Raw genomic sequence first — 18,201 nt, 5'->3', positions numbered from 1 at the left:
CGGGAAAGCGCGCCAGATAGGTGGAGTAGCGGTGCGAGTCAAGAATTTGCGCTGCCTGCCGGGCTTGCGTAAGGCGCTATCATGGCTGAGCCGGATGGCACCTTGAACTCGCTCGATGAGAGCGTGGATTTCCACGATGCCGAGAGCTTCGAGATCGCCAGCGCGGGGCACCGCTTCCAATTCTTCCCGGGCGGACTGGACCGGCTGGCAGCGTTGATCGAGCTGATCGATAGCGCCCAAACCTCGCTCAAGATCTTTTTCTACATGTTCCAGCCCGACCATTCCGGCACCGTGGTGCGCGGCGCGCTCATCCGCGCGGCACAGCGCGGGGTGGACCTGCATCTTGTCATCGACGCATTCGGCAGCGATGCGCCGGAAGGCTTTTTCGCGCCGATCGTGCGTGCGGGCGGCCGCTTCAGCCTGTTCTCGCCGCGCTGGAACGTGCGCTATTTGATCCGCAACCACCAGAAATTCGTCATCGCCGATGATGCACGGGTGATGACCGGCGGCTTCAATGTCTCGGATCACTATTTCGCCACCCCGCAGGAAAACGGCTGGTGCGATCTCGGCGTGTGCATCGAGGGCCCCGTGGTGGACAGCTTCGTGCAATGGTTTGGCGAGCTCAGCGGCTGGCTGGCCGGTGGAAGCTCGCAGTTCTTCGCTATCCGCCGCCTGATTCGCGACTGGAACGGCGGCGAGGGGCCGGTGCAATTGCTGCTCGGCGGACCGTCGCGCATCACCAGTGCGTGGGCGCGCACGGTCAAGCGCGACATTTCCCGCGGCAACAGGCTGGACCTGGCAATGGCCTATTTCAGCCCGCCGCGAAGCATGCGGCGCCTGATACGCAAACTTGCCCGGCGTGGCTCGGCCCGGCTGGTGATGGCGGGAAAATCCGATAATACGACCACCATCGGCGCCTCGCGCGCGCTTTATGGCGGGCTGTTGCGGGCAGGCGTGCGCATCGCCGAGTTCGAGCCCTGCAAGCTGCACCTCAAGCTGCTGGTAATTGATGATGTGACCTATTTCGGCAGCGCCAATATGGACATGCGTTCGATCCGGCTGAATCTGGAGCTGATGGTGCGGGTCGAAGATGCCGAACTGGCCGACCGGATGCGGGAAATGATCGATCACCTCGATGCATCGAGCATGCCGGTCACGCGCGAATGGTATCGCAGCAAATCGACCGTGCTCAGCCGGATCCGCTGGCGGATGGCGTGGTTCATGGTCTCGGTGCTCGATTATACCGTGGCGCGGCGGCTCAACCTCGGGCTTTGAGCGCTGGCCAGAGCCCCGCGATCATTCAAATCCATAGTCCGAATAATCCTTCATGTTGGGGCTGGTGAACTTGGTGATCTCGCTCTGGAAATGCAGCGGGACATTGCCGGTCGAACCGTGACGCTGCTTGGCCACGATCAGCGTCGCCTTGTTCTTGAGTTCGAGATAGCGTTCTTCCCAAGTCCGGTATTTATCGGTGGCTTCGATCGAGCTGTTTTCGGTCGGCATGTCGGGGCGGCTCGCCTCGTGATAATAATCCGCGCGAAAGATGAACCACACCATGTCGGCATCCTGTTCGATCGAGCCTGATTCGCGCAGGTCCGAGAGTTGCGGGCGCTTGTCTTCGCGCTGTTCGACCGCACGGCTGAGCTGCGACAGCGCGATCACCGGCACGCTGAGTTCCTTGGCCAGCGTCTTGAGGCCCCGGCTGATCTCCGAAATCTCGTTGACGCGGTTGTCATTGGCACGGCCCGAGCCCTGCAGCAGCTGGAGATAATCGACCACGATCAACCCAACATCGTGGCGCCGTTTGAGCCGCCGCGCGCGGGTGCGCAGCGCCGCGATGGTCAGCGCGGGCGTATCGTCGATATAAAGCGGAAGCTCCGCCAGTTGCTGGCTGGCGAAGGACAGTTTCTGAAACTCGTCACGGGTCAGCTTGCCGCTGCGCAGCGCCTCTGAACTGATCTCTGCCTGTTCGGCCAGGATACGCGTGGCGAGCTGGTCTGCGCTCATTTCCAGGCTGAAGAAAGCCACCGGCGCGCCATAGTTGAACTCGCCCCCGTCGCGTTGCCATTTGAGATGCTCTTCGGCGCAATTGAAGGCGATATTGGTGGCCAGCGAAGTCTTGCCCATGCCCGGCCGCCCGGCCAGGATCACAAGGTCCGAATTATGCAACCCCGAAGTCTTGCGGTCGATCACGTCAAGCCCGGTGGTCTTGCCTGACAGGCCGCCGCCCGAATTCATCGCCGCTTCGGCCATCTTGATCGCGGTCATCGCCGCGCTGCGGAAGCTTTCCGCCTCGCTGCCGGTGGTGGCGCCATCGGCCACCTGGTAAAGCTGCGCCTCGGCCTCGGCGATGCGGTCCATCGGCGAGACTTCATCGCTGGTATCAAGCGCGCCTTGGACCAGCTGCCGCCCTACGCTGATCAGTTCGCGCAGCAGCGCCAGGTCATAGATCTGCTGCGCCAGTTCACCCGCTGCGAGCAGCCCGGTGCCGTCCTGCGTCAACTGCGCCAGATAGCTGGTGCCGCCCAGCTCGCCCAGCGCCTGATCGCTTTCGAAATAGGGCTTCAGCGTAACCGGGCTGGCGGTGGCGTTGCGTTCCAAAAGCTTGAGAATGCGCTCATAGATGCGCTGGTGGAGCGGCTCGAAAAAATGTTCCGCGCGCAGCGGCGTGCGCAATTCCTCGATCACGCGATTGTCGATCAGGACCGCGCCAAGGAAGGCGGCCTCGGCTTCGACATTGGACGGTAGCCTTGCGGCCTTTGCAGCTTCGGCTTCCGCCTGGGGCCGGGCAATCACATTGGTTTCGGACATGCGCCTCTATTGCGCGCCGGACAGGCTGAAGCCAAGGGCCAATGCTGGCAAATTTGGCGCACTTGGCTGTGGATAGCGGGGATGGCGCATGGAAATGCTTGAAACGGCCCTGCTGCATCTGCGAAAGGCACCATGACCATGGCCGAAGAATTTCGCATTGCCCACATCTCGCTCGACGAGGAGACGATCATCTGGCGCAATGCCGATGTCGAGCAGGAGCGACGCGTCGCGATTTTCGACCTTATCGAAGAAAACAGTTTCAAGCCGCTGCGCAGCGCAGAGCGCGGTGCAAAAGGCCCTTATCGCTTGCATCTTGCGGTGCAGGACGGGCGGCTGGCGATGGAAATTCGCGACAATGATGAGCTGTTGCTTGAAACGCTGATTATCGGGCTGGCGCGCTTTCGCCGCCCGATTCGCGAATATTTTGCCATCTGCGACAGCTATTACCAGGCCATCCGCAAGGCCACACCGTCCGAGATCGAGACGATCGACATGGCCCGCCGCGGCATCCATGATCATGCGGCAGAACTGCTGCTCGAACGGCTTGACGGCAAGGTCGAAACCGATTTTCCCACCGCGCGCCGGCTGTTCACGCTGATCTGCGTGCTTCATATCAAGGGCTGACGGGGGTGGTCGCCAAACGAAAGCGGGTGCGCCGCCCATGGCGCTTGCGATTGCTGGCGCTGGTGCTGCTCGCCGCCCTGCTGGGCGCAGCATGGTATTGGTGGGATATCCAGCAATTCGCCCCCGACGAGGATGCCTTTCCAGAGCAGGGCGTGGCAGTGGGCGAGCATAGCGGCCTGGTCGGTTTCGAAACTGTCCGCGCGCTGGGCGGAAGCTTTGCCTATCTCTATGCCAGCGCGGGTGCGCAGGGACAGGATGCTCGCTTCGGCCGCAATCTTGCCGCTGCGCGCCGGGCCGGGCTGATGGTGGGGGCAGTCCATCAATTCGACCCCTGCAGCGGTGCCGATGCGCAATCGGCCAATTTCGTCACCCTGGTGCCGCGCGATCAGGCATCGCTGCCGCTCGCGATCGCGCTTGAGGTCACGGCGGATGCCTGCGCTGAGCGCGTCAGCGATGCCGCGGTCGAAAGCGAATTGTTGACCTTCATCAACCAGGTAGAGATGCACACGGGCAAACCGGTGGTCCTCAAGCTGTCGGAAGAGTTCGAAGAACGCTATGGCATCGCCGCACGGATCGAGCGTGACCTGTGGCTGGCGCGAGACCGGTTTGTGCCGCGTTACGGCGGGCGTCCGTGGCTGCTATGGACCGCCAACCGCGCGCGGCATACCGAAGCGGCGACCGAGCCGATCGAATGGGTGGTGGTGCAGCCGTGAAGGGGAGAGCGTGATGAGCGAAGACAACAACCGGGACAGCCTGATCGCCGCGGCCCGGCGCGCGCTCGAGAACAGCTATTCGCCCTATTCGAACTTCCGCGTCGGCGCGGCGCTGCGCTTTGCCGATGGCACGGTGGTGACCGGCACCAATGTGGAGAATGCCAGCTATGGCCTCGCGCTGTGCGCGGAAACTGTGGCCGTGGCCAAAGCGATGGATGACGGCCATCGCGGCGGGCTGGAGGAAGTGGCGGTGATCGGCGACACCGCCGCGCCCGTCACGCCCTGTGGCCGCTGCCGCCAGGTGCTGAACGAGCTCGCCGAACTGGGCGATACTGACCCGGTGGTGTGGTGCGCGGGCGAGGACGAGGTGGTGGAGATGCGCCTGTCCGGGCTGCTACCCCGCGCTTTCGGCCCGGCGAGCCTGAAATAGCGCGCCCGCTTGCGAGCATTACCGGTCTTGCCTGTCGCGGTACCGGACGCGGGAGTTAGTGCCTCGGAGGCGAGTCAGGCCTGACGCTTTCCTACACGCTGGCCTTTCGTCACAATCGTCACCGTGTCGCCGGCTGCTCGATATATCTTGCTGAAAACATGGTCTATATCGGCTCGCCGTGCTTGCTGCGATCAGGCGATTTTCTTTCCCTTTGACCGTGTTCCATGTGTTCCATCTTGCAGGAATCGGGGGCGGTCTGCGCGGGGCCAGGCGCCGGGCAAACTCAAGTCAATGCTGGGCGCATTTATCGCCGGGGCACAGTGGCGGAGACGGTGGGTTTCGAACTTACGTTTATAAATATTTCAATATCTCAATAATTTGTCAGTCTATTTGCAAATTCACCCCACTTTGCACCCCGACATTTTGCGAACAATTTTATGTCAGTAATGCGCCTTCGCTTCAGACCAAACCAGCAACCCCGCCTGTCACTGAAAACGGCAGCACGGGGCACTCATGTCCCGCCTCATCTGCGCGGGGGCAAGCGCCAGAACTTTTCCATGGCGAGATAGGTCATCGAGGCAGTCCAGCCCACCATCACCAAGCCGTTCAGCGCTTCGAAGCCGGAGATGATCCGCAGCGCCCCGTGCGGAAACAAATCGCCAATGCCGAGCGTGGTGTAGGAGGTTATCGAGAAGTAGAACGCATCGAGGAAGCTGAGCTGCTCGGCCCCGCCGATCGTGCCGTATCCTCCGATCCAGTGCAGCGCCATATAAGCGAGCGCATACAGCGTGATATGGATGCAATGCGAGGCGATCGAAGTCGTGAGCACGACCAGAATGCGCGCATGCACCGGGATGGCCAGTTCGACCAGGCCAAGCGAGGTCAGGCGGAGCGCCTCGTAATGGATCAGGATGGTGGCTGCAATCAGCACCAGCGACAGGGCAAACCCGACGATCATGCAGGGACCGCCGTGCGCTTGGCGCTGAACACTGCCTGCCAATTCTGGATTTCGGCAAACACGATCTCGTCGGCGGCGTGGACGATGTCGGCGGCGAAGCTGTAATCGACCGCTTCGTGCGGCGCATCAAGGATCAGCGCGATCCGCTGGGCCACCCTGTCGAGCTTCTCTGCGGTGACTTGGGATATCTCGGCAAAGCGTTCGAAATCGCCGAAATAGCGAATGCCGGCAAACGCACCGCCGAGTGTCGGCAGGGCGACCGCGAGGACGGTGAACCATTTGGCGCTCGCCGCGACCCAGCCGGGATCGACCATGCCCAGTGCAGAGAAGCCAGCGAGCGCAAGGAACATCGCCACCAGCAATACAGCGGCAACGAACAGTCGTTCCGAGAGCCGGTCAATCCGGTGATGTACGCGGGCAAGACGTGCGGATTTCTCGCGATGATAGTGCCGCTGCGGATCGACATGATGATCGCGCAATGCCGCCAGCAGCTCCCGTAGATAGGGCTTGTCGACCCGCATCTGCGGCAGACCGATCTCGCGCAGCGCATGCCGGACATACCATTCGGGCCACCAATTGTCCGTGCCCTGCGGCCACGCACCCGGAGGCCGGGCGGCACCCAGCGCCGCCAGCAGCGGGCTGTGCCGCAGATATTCTGCCGCCCGCCGGGTCTCGAACCAGCGACCGTGCAAGCGGGCCCTCTGACCGGAGGCGGTGTTCGCCACGATTGTCAGCAGCAGAGCCAACTCCAACGCCGCGAAGATCCATTTGTGCTCCGCATCGACCAGCGGCAGATAGAGGATGCCCGCAATGATCGCCATGGCGCCGAGCAGGAAGTTGACGATCATCCCGGAGCGGTAATGGTCCGAAAGGTAGGATGAAATCCCGTCCAGCCAGGCAAAGCGGCGGAGGATTTCCGTTTCCAGAGCGCGGGACAGGCCAGGATCACCCTGGGGTAGTGAAGCAATCGCACCGAGCAGCGGCCTGCCACTGCCTCCAGCGATCTCGTCTGGCCGCTCATAGGTTTGCCGGACCGACCGGAAGCGCCGCGCCAGCCCCGTCTCGCCAAACAGCGCCTCGACACGGCGGAACGCGTGGCCGCGAATGCTGCTTGCGCTGCGCCAGCTGTCGGTGCCGATTGCGGCCAGACCCGCAAAGCCGCCGCCGGTTTCGGGTGGAGCCAGAGCAACAGCGTCGGTGACCAACCGGTTCAGCGCCGCGCCCCGCGCAATCGGCGAAGCCCCTGCACCGTCAACGGCATTGTCGCGGTGCACGCCGGCCAGCGCCTCGGGCGAGAGCAATATCTGCCACTCGGCGGGCCGCGCGGGGTTGATCCACAACACCGGCGAACCCATTTCGAGTGCAATCAGCGCGGTGTGCCCGGTGCCGCCGACATTGGCGACCGAATTGCCGTCCCACACAGCGACCACGATATCCGACTGCTCGATCAGGATTCGACCGGCGAGCGCCGAGCGCTTGCCCGCCTCCGCGGCGAAGCTGCCGAGCGCCTGAGTGTCCCCAGGGCGCTCGAGCATGGTGAGGAACAATTGCTGCACCCGCTGATCGTCATCCGCCAGTTCGAACAGCCGCGCTTTCTGCGCCAAGGCAGAGATTGCCTCGACCCGCCCGGCTAGTTCGCAGTCAGCGATCGGGTCGCCCGCCAGTATCGCGCGCGCATCGACAGGGGTCGCCGCTCCGCCATTGATCGCGGCATTGAGCGCCTTGCCGAAGGGTAGCGGGATTACCAATTCCCAGCCGCGCGCCAGGGCCAGGCGGGCGGCGTGGTGATCGGTCCCGTCCGCCAGCAGCGTATTCAGACGCGGCGCGCAGGCTTCTGGTGCCCCGCTCTGTCCGCGGATATTTTCGAGCGCCTGCTCGACGGTGTCGAATATTTGACCGAGGACATTATCGAGTGCCCCGGGATCGCTCGGAAACGACGGGTGTGAGCTGCGGTGACCGGTTACGCCCAACGCAAAACACGGACGCGGCAGCGGCGGCGCGGGGACAGTACCGGTCAATTCATGTACGGTTGTAGCAATCGCGCAGTGCCCCCTTCGCTTCGGTTACCACATCCCGGATAGGCAGACCCGCGCCGATCCACAAGCCGGGGTGAACCTCACCCATGCCCGCCCGCCCCTGTGCGCTCATTCGAACAGATATTTCGTGTTCGCCCGGCCCCGCTTCGCAGCGGCTTTGGCGCGGACGATCCAGTCGGTGTAATATCCGACATCGACATAGACGCCGGGAGTTTTCGCCAGCCCGCAGCCAGGGCCGAAAGACACCAGTCCGACCAGAGTTCCGGTGCTGCGGTCGACCAGCGGCCCGCCGCTGTCGCCGCGGCAACTGTCGATCCCCGATTGTGATCCGGCGCAGAATTGCCCCGGGCGCAGCCGGTACTTCCTGATGCGGAAATTGCGATTGTTGTTGCATTCCGGGTCAGGCCGCAGGGTCACTGAGCCTTTGAGCAATCGCGCTATCGCTCGTTCCTGATATTGGCCGTCCTGCGCGCGGATATTCCCGGCGCTTTCGGTAGCACGCTGATAACCCCAACCCGTCAGCAGGAGCGGGGCCCCGTTGTCCAGCCCGGCGCGGCTCGATTGCGGCAATTTCGCCTCAGTGAGATTTTCGAAGCTTGGGGTATCCTTCAATTCGATCAGCGCGATATCGTTCTGGTGCGTCTGGCTGTCGTATCCCTTGTGGCGAAATACCGTTCTGATCTGCAGCAAATTGTGGTTCCCGTCGATCCGCTGCGTCCCGAGCCGCATACGCCGCCCGGCGAAGAATACCGCATCACGGTTGCTGTCGATACAATGCGCTGCGGTCAGCAGGAAACGCCCGCCAATATAAACCGCGCCGCAGATGTGGTTGATCTCCCAATCATGCAGGTCTCTGCCGAATTGTTTGCGCTGAGATTCGCGCGCAGACGCCGAATGAAAGGCTTTCGTGCTCGCCCCGTGAAGCGCCAGTTGCGCCTGCCAATGCGCCTCATCGGGTTCCGCATGAACGCCTCTGACCACGCGGTAAGGGGTGCGCCAGTATTGGCCACGGAAACCGAGTACTGCTTCGCTGCATATCTGCCCCTCCGCGGCTTGGGCCGGGTCCAGATCATCAGTAATCTCGGCGTTCGAAGTATCGTCTGCATAGCACGCATTCAGGTCTGCATCGCCGAGCAGTTCGGCACGAACGGTTTCTTCCCGCTCGGCCTCGAGCAATTCAGGGATCAACAGCCATTTTTCGTATGTGCGCTCGCTCATATGACCGGCCACAAAATCTAGCTGCGCACTGTCGAAGCTGGCGAACAATGCGAGCATCCGGCGCGCCAATCCGGTATCCATATCCATCAGCATCAGCACGAACGTGCCGCGCTGACCCTCGCCGAGGCGGCCGGTTACTTCGGCCAGTATCACCTTGCCGGCTTCGCTCAGCGAATCGTAAAAATCCCGAAAGCGCCCCGCTTCATCGTCATAAAGCTCGCCCGAAATCTGTTCATAGGCAGCGGACCCGGCGGTGGGAGCAAGCGTGATAGGCCCGTTGGCGGCAACCGGCACAGGGAAAAGGCACAGGCCCAGAGCGGCAATCGCCCCTGTCCTGTGCCTGTTCGTGTTTCCCGCTCGCTTCATGGAAGAGGCCGAAGCCGGATTTCGATGCGAGGCAAGAATGATCTTAACTCTACTGATCGACAGGATTTCCGCGTTCATCTTCTTCAACCGGCGCTTCGCTCGCCATGCCGTCGTCTTGCACGCCGTCCATAGCCTGCAGATCTTCTTCCGGTGCGGGGGCAGCTTCTACCGCTGCTTCCGCCGGAGCTTCTGCAGCCTCTTCGGCGGGGGGGCTACATGCAGCCAAACCCAAGGCGGTGCCCATCCCGGCAGCAATAGCAACAAATTTCCTCATATTTTTCCTCCTCAGAAATGTCTCAGACGAAACCGAGACGGCTTTGTAATGCCTGAAATCTTGGGTCCTGTCGAATGGGGTCGAGGTTGTGATCGGTATGTGACAGGACGAGCCCGGAATCGCCGACGGCAAATGCGCGTTCGAGCGTTTCGAGCGCGTCCTCGGAGCGGCCCCATTGCGCGAAAATCTGCGCTTGCTGGTACAGGCTGTTGTCCCCGAAATTCTCCAGCAGTTCGTCAAAGTGGCCTTGCGCGGCATCGGGCCGACCGGCCTTCGCCTCCAGGATTGCCAGCTCGGTAATGCGGGAAAGCACGCTCGGTTCGGCCGCATAAGCCGCGCGGGCATCGTCAAACCTGCCATCCAGCCGGGCGACGTCGCCAAGTATGCGGTGTACGATGCTGGTACCATCCTTGAGCGCAATCGCGCGGCGCGCGGCGGCGGCGGCACGGCCATAATCGCGCGCGGCAAATTCCAGCACCGCCGCGGCGCGCAGCACCGGCCCGCTGAGCGGATCGAGCCGTTCTGCCCGGGCGATGGCTTCACGCCCTTCATCGAACAGCCCGACAAACGAGGCAAACAGGGTGTAGCCCATCAGAATCTCAGCGTTGCCATAACCAAGCTTGAACGCCTGATCATAGGGCTGGCGAGCTGCCGCGATGTCGAGCGTGCCATTGGTGAGCACGAAACCGAGCGCGGCATGTCCTTCCGCAAGATCGGGCGCAAGATCGATTGCGGTCCGCGCCGCGTCCATCGCTCGCTGGTAATACCCGCGCAATTCCTCGCCCGTTGCGTGGCGATTGCCGATTGCCGTCAGCACCCGCGAGCGCGCGGCATGAGCGGCGGCATATTTGGCATCGCGACCGATCGCCAATTCCAGCTCGGCCAGCGCGGCGCGGTCTTTCCCTTCCTGTGCCGAAGCCTGACCATAAAGAGCCACTCCGCGCAGATAATGATCAAGCGCATCGGGATTATCGGTTCCCCCGACCCGCACGGTCCCGGCATCGGACGACCGCGTAAAATTGGCGATCAGCGCGTCGACAACCGCCGTGGCGATCTGCGACTGCACGATCAGGATGTCGTCCGCTTTGCGTTCGAACACATCCGACCATACATTGAGATTGGTGGCTCCGTCGATCAACCGCGCCGCCGTCCGCAGGGTCGCGCCAGAGCGCCGGACACTACCTTCGAGGATGTAGGCTACGCCCAATGCGTCAGCGATTGCGGACGCGGTCTCGCTGCCATCGCTGAACTTGTCGGAAGAGGTTTGCGCCGCCACCAATAGCTGCTGATTGAGGCTGAGGATGCTGCGCAATTCCTCAGACAATCCGGCGCTGAAATATTCCTGCTCGGGATCATTGCTCAGATTTTCAAACATCATTACTGCAACGCTGTTCGACAGGGCGGCGTCGGTGAACAATTCACTCCACCACATCGCAACTCCGCCTGAGGCGGCCAGCACGCCGGCACCGCCAAGGATCAGCGCCGACCGGCGCGAGAGTACAGGATGCTTGCCCTGCGGCCCCATTCCCCCATCCGCAAAAGTGAGGCGCGTTCCAGCCTTTCCGTGGATTTTTGCGAGCGCAGCCAGCACTTCGTCAAAAGCACTCCCCTTCGCTGGATTCCCGCTGTGCGACAGGTCAATATACTGAATCTGGCGAAACCCCAGCGGCGGCTGAGTGCCATCGAGCGAAATCGACAGCATCCTTCCGCGGTCCCGGCCGCGGGTCGCCTCATCGCGGACCCAATGGGAATCGATCGAACGGGCGGTCCATACCACCAGCACCACATTACTTGTTTCGAGAGCAGTCTCGGTCACTTGCGAAAAGCGGTCGCCGCCTTCCAGCAGACCGTCCCACCAGACATCATGCCCGGCAGCGCGCAGCCGCTCGATAAGCGGCAGCACTTGCGCCCGGTCTTCCCGCGAATAGCTGAGGAAAATCGACGCAGCGGCCTTGTCTTCGCGGGATGGATCGTCTTCGCGGGATGGATCGTCGGTCGCTGCGCTGTCCAAAATCCGTCCCCCAACAAATCCGCCTGGCCGCCGGTATGCTGACATTTTTCAACGAATTATGCCAGCCAGTGGCCACGCAAGACCATCATCTACAACAATTGACCCGCTTGTGCTATTGGCTTTGCTTTAATCGGTAGCAAGGGGGGCGGTATGGCATCGCAATATCCGGCTGATGTTTCAGTCCGTACGGCAGTTTTACTGCTCGCGCCACTGGTCCTGCTCGCCGCCGGATGTAGTGACAGCACCGAGGACACGTCCTCAGGCCAGCAATTGTTCGAAAGCTCGGTTGCTCTGCCCGAGGCGGCGCCCGCTTCTTTCATCAACCAGGAAGATCTGCCGCAGGAGGAATACACGGACCTGCTTCGGGCAATCGCGAAAGAGCGCGTGATCGCCGCAGTGTTGCAGCGCAAGGGGGAGACCGGCGAAGCAACCGAAGCTACGGGCGAGTTCGATTACCAGAGTGCCGCTACCCGCTTGCGGGCAATCAACCGCTCGCTCGCCGAATTGTCCGAAGGCGGCCCGGAAACCTACGCGCTGGTCCACACAATACTTGGCGACGGCCGCCTGAAAAGCTGGCTGATCGCGCCGGGAGAGCGGATCGCCGCGGGCATCTCCAGCAAACCTTATGAAGGGACCGGCTTCCTGACCGACGGGCTTGGCGTGACCGCGCTTGCCTCTGCCCGCGCACCGCGCGCCGAAGGCGTGCCTGCAATCTCCGCCGCCGAGAGCGAGGCAATGCTGGCCCGCGACCAAAGCAGGGAAGCGGTCGCCAAGCGGTTCGCCAGCCTGGCGGAAGCCCGCGATCAGTTGCTTCCCGGCGCGGTGCAAGATGCACTGGGCACGCATTCGGGCCGTCTGCTGATTGTCGGCACTCGGGATACGGCGACCGCGCCCTATGCCGCGATGTTCCTCCGCAATGGTCGCGCGCTGCTAAATTGGTCGTTCGTGTCGGTACCCGATATCGATACGATCAGCTCTGTCGTCGGGCGGTTCGACTACCACGATATTGATCTGTCCAATGCGGTGATCGTGGGCGATCCCGATTTGTCCAGAGATCCGCAATATGACTGGGAGCCGCTGCCCGGTGCGCGCGCGGAAGCGGTCGAAGTTGCCCGGCTGCTCGGCGCCCATCCGTCACGGGTTCTGATCGGCGTAGAGGCGACCACGCCTTCGCTGCGCAGGGCGATCAACCGGACCGAGGATATCGGCCTCGTCTATATGGCGACCCATGCGGTGGCCGATCCGAAGAACCCGCTGACCAGGGGCTTCGCAGCAATGACCAGGGGGCATTACTACGCCGGCCATATCCGCCAGGAGCGGTTCCCGGGATGGGAGGATAGCGAACCACTGGTGGTGATGAGCGCGTGCCAGACCGCACTTGGGCGGGTGTTCGATGGCGGTGGCTTCGGCGTCGCACAAAGCTGGATCGTGGCGGGCGCGGGGCAGGTCGTGGCGAGCCTGTGGAATGTCAGCGATGATGCAACCAAGCTGCAGATGAGCCGCTTCATGCACTATCTGAAGAATGGCGACGCGCCCGAAATCGCGCTGCAGAAGGCGCAGATCGAGACGATGAACTACACCGATGAGCAAGGGCGAAAACCCTATCTCAACAATCCGAAAATGTGGGCGAGCTTCTCAATCTACGGAAAACCGTCGAGCTGGACCGCGATCGACTGGAACTAGGGCCACAGCCGAGATCAGGGCTCGCCTGCCCATTTGCAATTGCTCCGCCACCCTGCTTGTCAACCTTGCTGGGCGGCTGTGGGCGCTCAATTCCGGGGACAGTATATTCAATAGGTCGCATGGTAGAACTGTACAGATACGGCGGCGACTAACCAGATCACCCAAATCACACCGATTTCCTACTGTGCCGCGCGGCTCTATCCTCGCGGCATGACCAGCCACTCGCAACATTCTGCCGCCCCCTTGCAAATCAGCGCTGCACACCAGACGGTTTTCTTTGCCTTTGACCCTGTTCCATGTGTTCCATCCCGCAGGGAATGGGGGCGGGTTGCGCGGGGGCAAAGCGGCGCGGCCAGGCGCCGGGCAAACTCAAGTCGATACGGGATGGATTTAGCGCCGGGGCACAGTGGCGGAGACGGAGGGATTCGAACCCTCGATACCCGGTACGGGTATGGTTCCTTAGCAGGGAACTGGTTTCAGCCACTCACCCACGTCTCCGCAAGACACACGCTGATCGGGCATGCACCTCTGGCTGCGAGAGGCGCGCTATAATGGGGCCGCGTTCGCGCATCAACCCACCACGAGAAAAAAGCGACTCTGCCTCGATTGGTCGGTCGGGCGACTCGGTTCACCGCATTTTCGATTCGGTTCACCGCCGCGCAATTGTGACTGCGCGATCAAGCGATTCAGATGAACACTGGATGGGTCTGCATCCGGACCGGGAACCTATCATGATGACGCCATTCACATACCGTTTGAGAAACGCCGCCCTGGCCCTTGGCGCCGCGCTTGCGATGGGCGCGGGCATCGCCCATGCGCAGGAGCTAGAGGCAATCGACCCCGACAGCGCTTATGATACAGCGCAAAGTGGCGCGATCGACGGCGACCTTGCGGCGCCCGCCCCCGCGCCTGCTGCCGACACTGGCAATGATCTGGTCGCCTTCGGTTCGGAGGCTCCGCAAACGGAAGGCGAACAACCCGCCGCCGTTCCTGCCCCCGGCGAAACCGCTGCTGCCGGACCGGCCACGGGAACCGGAGAGCCAACCTTCGCAGGAAGCGAAACAACCTATGGCGAGGATGACCTTATCGGCGCGGCCGAGGGGGTGTTCGGCAAGGGCGCCAAGGGACTTGCCGGCGTGATCGAAGACCTGCTGCGCGAACAGGGCGAACCCAATGCCTATATCGTGGGGCGCGAAGGCGGCGGCGCGCTTGGCATCGGCGTGCGCTATGGTTCGGGCACGCTTTACCACAAGGTTGAAGGCAGCCAGCCAGTCTACTGGACCGGCCCCTCGATCGGTTTCGATGCCGGTGCCAATGCCGCGAATACCTTTGTGCTGGTCTATAACCTCTATGATACCGAGGAACTTTATGAGCGCTTCCCGGCTGGAGAAGGCCAGGCTTATTTCGTGGGCGGCATGCATGTCAGCTATATGCGCAGGAAGGATGTGGTGCTGATCCCGATCCGGGTTGGTGCCGGCCTGCGGCTGGGCATCAATGCAGGCTACATGAAATTCTCGAAGAAGCAGCGCTGGTTGCCGTTCTGATCCTGTCCGGCGCAATCGGCGCATAAGTATGCAATCGCTTGCGGCAGGGAATTCCCTGTTGCGGGCTTTCCCGTCCCGTTGCATGGCGCGCCCATGCTCGAACGACTCACTCTGCAAGCCCCCGATGCGCTGCTCGCGCTGATCAAGCTCTATGCCGCCGATCCCCGGCCGGACAAGATCGACCTTGGTGTAGGCGTTTATCGCACGGGCCAGGGCGACACGCCGATCTTTGCGGCGGTCAAGCAGGCCGAAAAGCGTCTGCTGGACGAGCAGGACAGCAAGTCATACCTCGGCCCCGAGGGCGATATGGGCTTCGTCAATGCGCTGATGCCGCATATCTTCGGCGCGAATGCGACCATGGGCGGGCGGATCAGCGGAATGCAGACGCCCGGCGGTACCGGAGCTGTGCGGCTTGCAGTCGCGCTGGCGCAGCGTGCCGACGTTGAGAAGCTGCACCTGGGCAAGCCGAGCTGGCCCAACCACGCGCAGATCCTCAATGATATCGGGCTTGATATCGTGTGGTTCGAACATGCGCGCAGTGATGGCACCGCCAATCTCGAAGCTGTGCTGGACACGATCAGCGGCGCCGGGCCGAATGCTGCGGTGTTGCTCCACGGTGCCTGCCACAATCCGACCGGGATCGACTACACGCCCCAGCAGTGGGACGCGATCGCCGAGGCTTTTGCCGCCAGCGGCGCCTTCCCGATCATCGACCTTGCCTATCAGGGGCTGGGCCACGGAATGGAAGAAGATGCCTATGGCATGCGCCGCGTGCTGGGCGTGGTGCCCGAGGCGTTCGTTGGCTATAGCTGCGACAAGAATTTCGGCGTCTACCGCGACCGCGTGGGCGCCTTCTACGCCATGGTCCGAGACTCAGGGGACCTCGACAAGGTATTTTCCAATGCCAATGCGCTGGCGCGTGCAGTATGGTCGATGCCGCCGGATCACGGCGGCGCGGTAGCGCGAATCGTGTTACGTGATCATGCGCTGACCGAGCTTTGGCTCGATGAGCTTACCCAGATGCGCGAGCGCATGCGGCAGGTGCGCGAAAGGCTGGGCGAGGCGGGCATCGCGGGTAGCGTCGATCTGGCACCGCTGGCGCACCAGAACGGGCTTTTCTCGACACTTCCGGTCACGCCCGAGCAGGTGGTGCAGCTACGCGAAGAGCACGCTATCTACATGGCGGGCTCTGGCCGGATCAACATTGCCGGTTTGACGGCGGGCAATATCGACAAGTTCATCGGTGCGGTGGCCGATGTGACAGGCGGAGCAACCAGCTGACATGGACCGGCAGCCGCAACTTGCCGACGATCGCATCGAGCTGAGGCCACTGGCCGAGGCTGACCGCGAGGAGATCTTCGCCATCGCCGGGGATCGCCGGATCTGGGAACAACATCCGATGCGCGACCGCTGGAGGCCGGATGTCTTCGCAGCTTTCTTCGAAGAAGCACTGCATGAAGGCGGGGCGTTGGCGGTGATCGAACAGGCCAGCGGTGCTATTATCGGGTCATCGCAGTACCGGCCAACAGGGCTCGATCCGGTGGCGATGGAGATCGGATGGACCTTCCTTACACCCTCCATGTGGGGCACAGGGATCAACGCACGGATGAAGCGGCTCATGCTGGCTCATGCCCTGCAAAGTGTGCCGCGCGTGTTATTCCGGGTAGGTGACACCAATTGGCGCAGCCGCAAGGCGATGGAGAAGATCGGCGGGGTCCTGACCACATTTGAAGAGGTCGTCATCTATCAGGGCCAGACCTTGAAGCATGTCGTCTATTCGATCGAACGGGCGGACTTTGCCAAGGGACCGTTGGCCGACCAGGCCTAAGCACCGAGCAAGTAGGACGGGCTGTTTTCGGCGCTTCCGGTTTCGCCCCAGCAGGTGGTGCAGCTACGCGAAGAGCACGCCATCTACATGGCGGGTTCTGGCCGGATCAATATTGCCGGTTTGACGGCGGGCAATATCGACAAGTTCATCGGTGCGGTGGCGGCAGTAACCAGCTAAGCTGATGCGGCACGCTCAATAGCCTCCGGGCGGATCGCTTGCCGGGAAGCTTTCGTCCAGATCTTCGTCGGTTTCTGTCCATTCGCGCTGGGTCTTGTCGCGCATGGCCGAAGGGCCGGCATCGCGAACATCGGTATGGCCGCGCTGCGGTTGGCCCTCGGCATAGGCTGCGTTACCCGCGATGCGCTTGTGCCTGAAAAAGCTGTAGCCGAGCAGGCCCAGCGCACCGAGGGCGAGTATCTTCACAATCATCTTCACTCTCCTCTCCTTGAGAGTAACGAGCGAAGCGCGAGTTGGGTCCGGGACAGGGGGAGGCTGTCCCACATCGCAAGCCCTGCCGACGTGCGCGGGGTGAAGCGTTGCCGGCCGGCGACAAGTGACATGCTTTGCTGCGTCAGATATGCTAAAGTTAAATCACCATGCATTTGAACGAGTTATATTCGCTGCATCAACGCGAGCTTATCCAGGCGGCTGCCGCGGACCGTGTGTGGGAGCGGCATCAACACGAAGCGGCGGCAGACAGGCTGGCATCGCAGATCACCTCGATTCAGAACGCCAATGGAGTCAACGCGGTAGGCTTGTTGCCTGCTGCGTCGATCTAGTCCTGCGCCCCGGCATGTTCGAATATGATCAGGATCAGCCCGAGAAACACAAGCCCGAAGCCGATCAGATGTGACCACTGGAAGGTTTCGCCAAGCAGCAGATATGAGGTTACGAGCGAAGTCACCGGCATGACGGACATGGCACCGGCAGAGAGCACCGCCGGCGCCTTGCGTACTCCCTTGTACCACAGCACAGGCGCCAGCCCCCCTGTCATTGCGCCCCAGAAAATCAGCGCCGCCCAGGCTTCCTGGCTTGCCTCGGCGAACGCGAATGGTTCGGGGTCGAACTGCCACGCCAGCAGAATGAAGACTGGTGCCGCCATCAGTGATGCGGCCAGTGTCGCCTCGATCGAGGTAATGCCGATAGAGAGCTTGCGCGATAGCAACGTATAGGCTGCCTCGAAACACACCGCGACGACAACCAGCGCGGCACCGAGCACGATCGCGTTGCCGCCTCCGCCATCGTTGCCGTTCAGCAGGTTGATGGCGGCGATCCCGGCCACTGCCAGCGCCAGCGCGCCCGCATTGCGCCAGTTCATGGCAGCGCCCAGGAAGAGGACCGCTGTCAATGCAGTAACGGCAGGCGTGGCGCTCATGATGGTCGAGCCGATCACGCCGGTGGTCATGCGCATGCCGAACAACATCGTGGCGGTGAACCCGACCATTCCGAATGCGGCAATCGCGGCGATGACAGCAATGTCGGCTCGCTTGGCCTTCTTGAAGCGCGAGGTGGCTGCCCAAACGAAAGGTGCCAGCACCAGGCTTGCGATCGCCATGCGCAGGAAGGATGCAGTGAATATCGGGAAGTTCTGGCCGATGATCTTGCTGAGCGGGGTGGCAGTGCCGAACAGCGCCATCCCCGAGAGAAGCTGGATGAAGGTGCTGGCTGATATGCGCTTGCTGTCTGAAGCCATGCGATCAGCCAT

The 18,201-nt window shown here is 62.2% G+C and carries 16 protein-coding genes, 1 tRNA gene and 1 pseudogene; 9 read left to right on the top strand and 9 right to left on the bottom strand.

Annotated features, from left to right (window positions below; genetic code table 11):
* The first annotated feature begins 81 nt into the window (after positions 1 to 81).
* Positions 82 to 1,275, top strand: coding sequence for a phospholipase D-like domain-containing protein (locus ACX2DJ_RS00785; protein WP_462570431.1), 1,194 nt, complete (start codon positions 82 to 84; stop codon positions 1,273 to 1,275).
* A gap of 21 nt (positions 1,276 to 1,296) precedes the next feature.
* On the opposite strand, the gene ACX2DJ_RS00780 is transcribed toward ACX2DJ_RS00785, so the two are convergent.
* Positions 1,297 to 2,811, bottom strand: a complete 1,515-nt coding sequence (locus tag ACX2DJ_RS00780) for a replicative DNA helicase (protein WP_462570430.1) — start codon at positions 2,809 to 2,811, stop codon at positions 1,297 to 1,299.
* A gap of 138 nt (positions 2,812 to 2,949) precedes the next feature.
* On the opposite strand from ACX2DJ_RS00780, the gene ACX2DJ_RS00775 reads away from it, so the two are divergent.
* Genes ACX2DJ_RS00775 through ACX2DJ_RS00765 form a run of 3 tightly spaced genes read left to right on the top strand, consistent with a single transcriptional unit; the run spans position 2,950 to position 4,578 of the window.
* Positions 2,950 to 3,435, top strand: coding sequence for a UPF0262 family protein (locus tag ACX2DJ_RS00775; RefSeq protein ID WP_462570429.1), 486 nt, complete (start codon positions 2,950 to 2,952; stop codon positions 3,433 to 3,435).
* 44 nt (positions 3,436 to 3,479) lie between these two features.
* Entirely contained in the window at positions 3,480 to 4,148 is a 669-nt protein-coding gene (locus ACX2DJ_RS00770; RefSeq protein ID WP_462570428.1) for a glycoside hydrolase family 25 protein, read from the top strand.
* Between the two features lie 13 nt (positions 4,149 to 4,161).
* A complete protein-coding gene (locus ACX2DJ_RS00765) occupies positions 4,162 to 4,578 on the top strand; it encodes a cytidine deaminase (protein ID WP_462570427.1) in 417 nt (138 codons plus the stop codon).
* A gap of 523 nt (positions 4,579 to 5,101) precedes the next feature.
* On the opposite strand, the gene ACX2DJ_RS00760 is transcribed toward ACX2DJ_RS00765, so the two are convergent.
* The 5 genes from ACX2DJ_RS00760 to ACX2DJ_RS00740 all read right to left on the bottom strand — a co-directional run bounded on the left by ACX2DJ_RS00760 (position 5,102) and on the right by ACX2DJ_RS00740 (position 11,441).
* Positions 5,102 to 5,536, bottom strand: coding sequence for a potassium channel family protein (locus ACX2DJ_RS00760; protein WP_462570426.1), 435 nt, complete (start codon positions 5,534 to 5,536; stop codon positions 5,102 to 5,104).
* Positions 5,533 to 7,554, bottom strand: a complete 2,022-nt coding sequence (locus ACX2DJ_RS00755; protein ID WP_462570425.1) for a hypothetical protein — start codon at positions 7,552 to 7,554, stop codon at positions 5,533 to 5,535. Before ACX2DJ_RS00755 ends, ACX2DJ_RS00760 begins: the two co-directional genes overlap by 4 nt.
* 126 nt (positions 7,555 to 7,680) lie before the next feature.
* Positions 7,681 to 9,156 (bottom strand): S1 family serine peptidase, encoded by a 1,476-nt coding sequence (locus ACX2DJ_RS00750; RefSeq protein WP_462570424.1) that lies wholly within the window; start codon positions 9,154 to 9,156, stop codon positions 7,681 to 7,683.
* Between the two features lie 49 nt (positions 9,157 to 9,205).
* Complete coding sequence (locus ACX2DJ_RS00745; RefSeq protein ID WP_462570423.1) at positions 9,206 to 9,430, bottom strand: hypothetical protein; 225 nt, start codon at positions 9,428 to 9,430, stop codon at positions 9,206 to 9,208.
* Between the two features lie 22 nt (positions 9,431 to 9,452).
* Positions 9,453 to 11,441 carry a TIR domain-containing protein gene (locus ACX2DJ_RS00740; RefSeq protein WP_462570422.1) on the bottom strand — a complete coding sequence of 663 codons (1,989 nt, stop codon included), beginning with the start codon at positions 11,439 to 11,441 and terminating at the stop codon, positions 9,453 to 9,455.
* A 150-nt stretch (positions 11,442 to 11,591) separates the two neighbouring features.
* Between ACX2DJ_RS00740 and ACX2DJ_RS00735 the strand changes: the two genes are divergently transcribed.
* Complete coding sequence (locus ACX2DJ_RS00735; RefSeq protein WP_462570421.1) at positions 11,592 to 13,124, top strand: CHAT domain-containing protein; 1,533 nt, start codon at positions 11,592 to 11,594, stop codon at positions 13,122 to 13,124.
* A 407-nt stretch (positions 13,125 to 13,531) separates the two neighbouring features.
* Here ACX2DJ_RS00735 and ACX2DJ_RS00730 read toward each other — a convergent pair.
* Positions 13,532 to 13,622, bottom strand: a tRNA-Ser gene (locus ACX2DJ_RS00730).
* A gap of 236 nt (positions 13,623 to 13,858) precedes the next feature.
* Here ACX2DJ_RS00730 and ACX2DJ_RS00725 point away from each other — a divergent pair.
* From ACX2DJ_RS00725 to ACX2DJ_RS00710, 4 genes and pseudogenes are all read left to right on the top strand, one after another.
* On the top strand, positions 13,859 to 14,668 hold the full coding sequence (locus tag ACX2DJ_RS00725) for a DUF1134 domain-containing protein (protein WP_462572516.1): 810 nt from the start codon (positions 13,859 to 13,861) through the stop codon (positions 14,666 to 14,668).
* Positions 14,669 to 14,761: 93 nt separating this feature from the next.
* The gene (locus ACX2DJ_RS00720) at positions 14,762 to 15,949 is read left to right on the top strand and encodes an amino acid aminotransferase (RefSeq protein WP_462570420.1); all 1,188 of its coding nucleotides are present in this window, start codon (positions 14,762 to 14,764) and stop codon (positions 15,947 to 15,949) included.
* 1 nt (position 15,950) lies between these two features.
* Positions 15,951 to 16,496, top strand: a complete 546-nt coding sequence (locus tag ACX2DJ_RS00715) for a GNAT family N-acetyltransferase (protein ID WP_462570419.1) — start codon at positions 15,951 to 15,953, stop codon at positions 16,494 to 16,496.
* Positions 16,497 to 16,511: 15 nt separating this feature from the next.
* Positions 16,512 to 16,673: pseudogene (locus tag ACX2DJ_RS00710) on the top strand (aromatic amino acid aminotransferase); the annotation flags it as partial.
* A 15-nt stretch (positions 16,674 to 16,688) separates the two neighbouring features.
* On the opposite strand, the gene ACX2DJ_RS00705 reads toward ACX2DJ_RS00710, so the two are convergent.
* Both ACX2DJ_RS00705 and ACX2DJ_RS00700 read right to left on the bottom strand, forming a co-directional pair.
* Positions 16,689 to 16,931 carry a hypothetical protein gene (locus tag ACX2DJ_RS00705; RefSeq protein WP_462570418.1) on the bottom strand — a complete coding sequence of 81 codons (243 nt, stop codon included), beginning with the start codon at positions 16,929 to 16,931 and terminating at the stop codon, positions 16,689 to 16,691.
* A gap of 340 nt (positions 16,932 to 17,271) precedes the next feature.
* Positions 17,272 to 18,189 (bottom strand): DMT family transporter, encoded by a 918-nt coding sequence (locus ACX2DJ_RS00700; RefSeq protein WP_462570417.1) that lies wholly within the window; start codon positions 18,187 to 18,189, stop codon positions 17,272 to 17,274.
* Positions 18,190 to 18,201: the final 12 nt, after the last annotated feature.

It is taken from the genome of Altererythrobacter chaiwopuensis, from assembly GCF_054957755.1.
The sequence above is the reverse complement of the archived record's forward strand: the minus strand, read 5'-3'. Positions and strand labels throughout refer to the sequence as shown.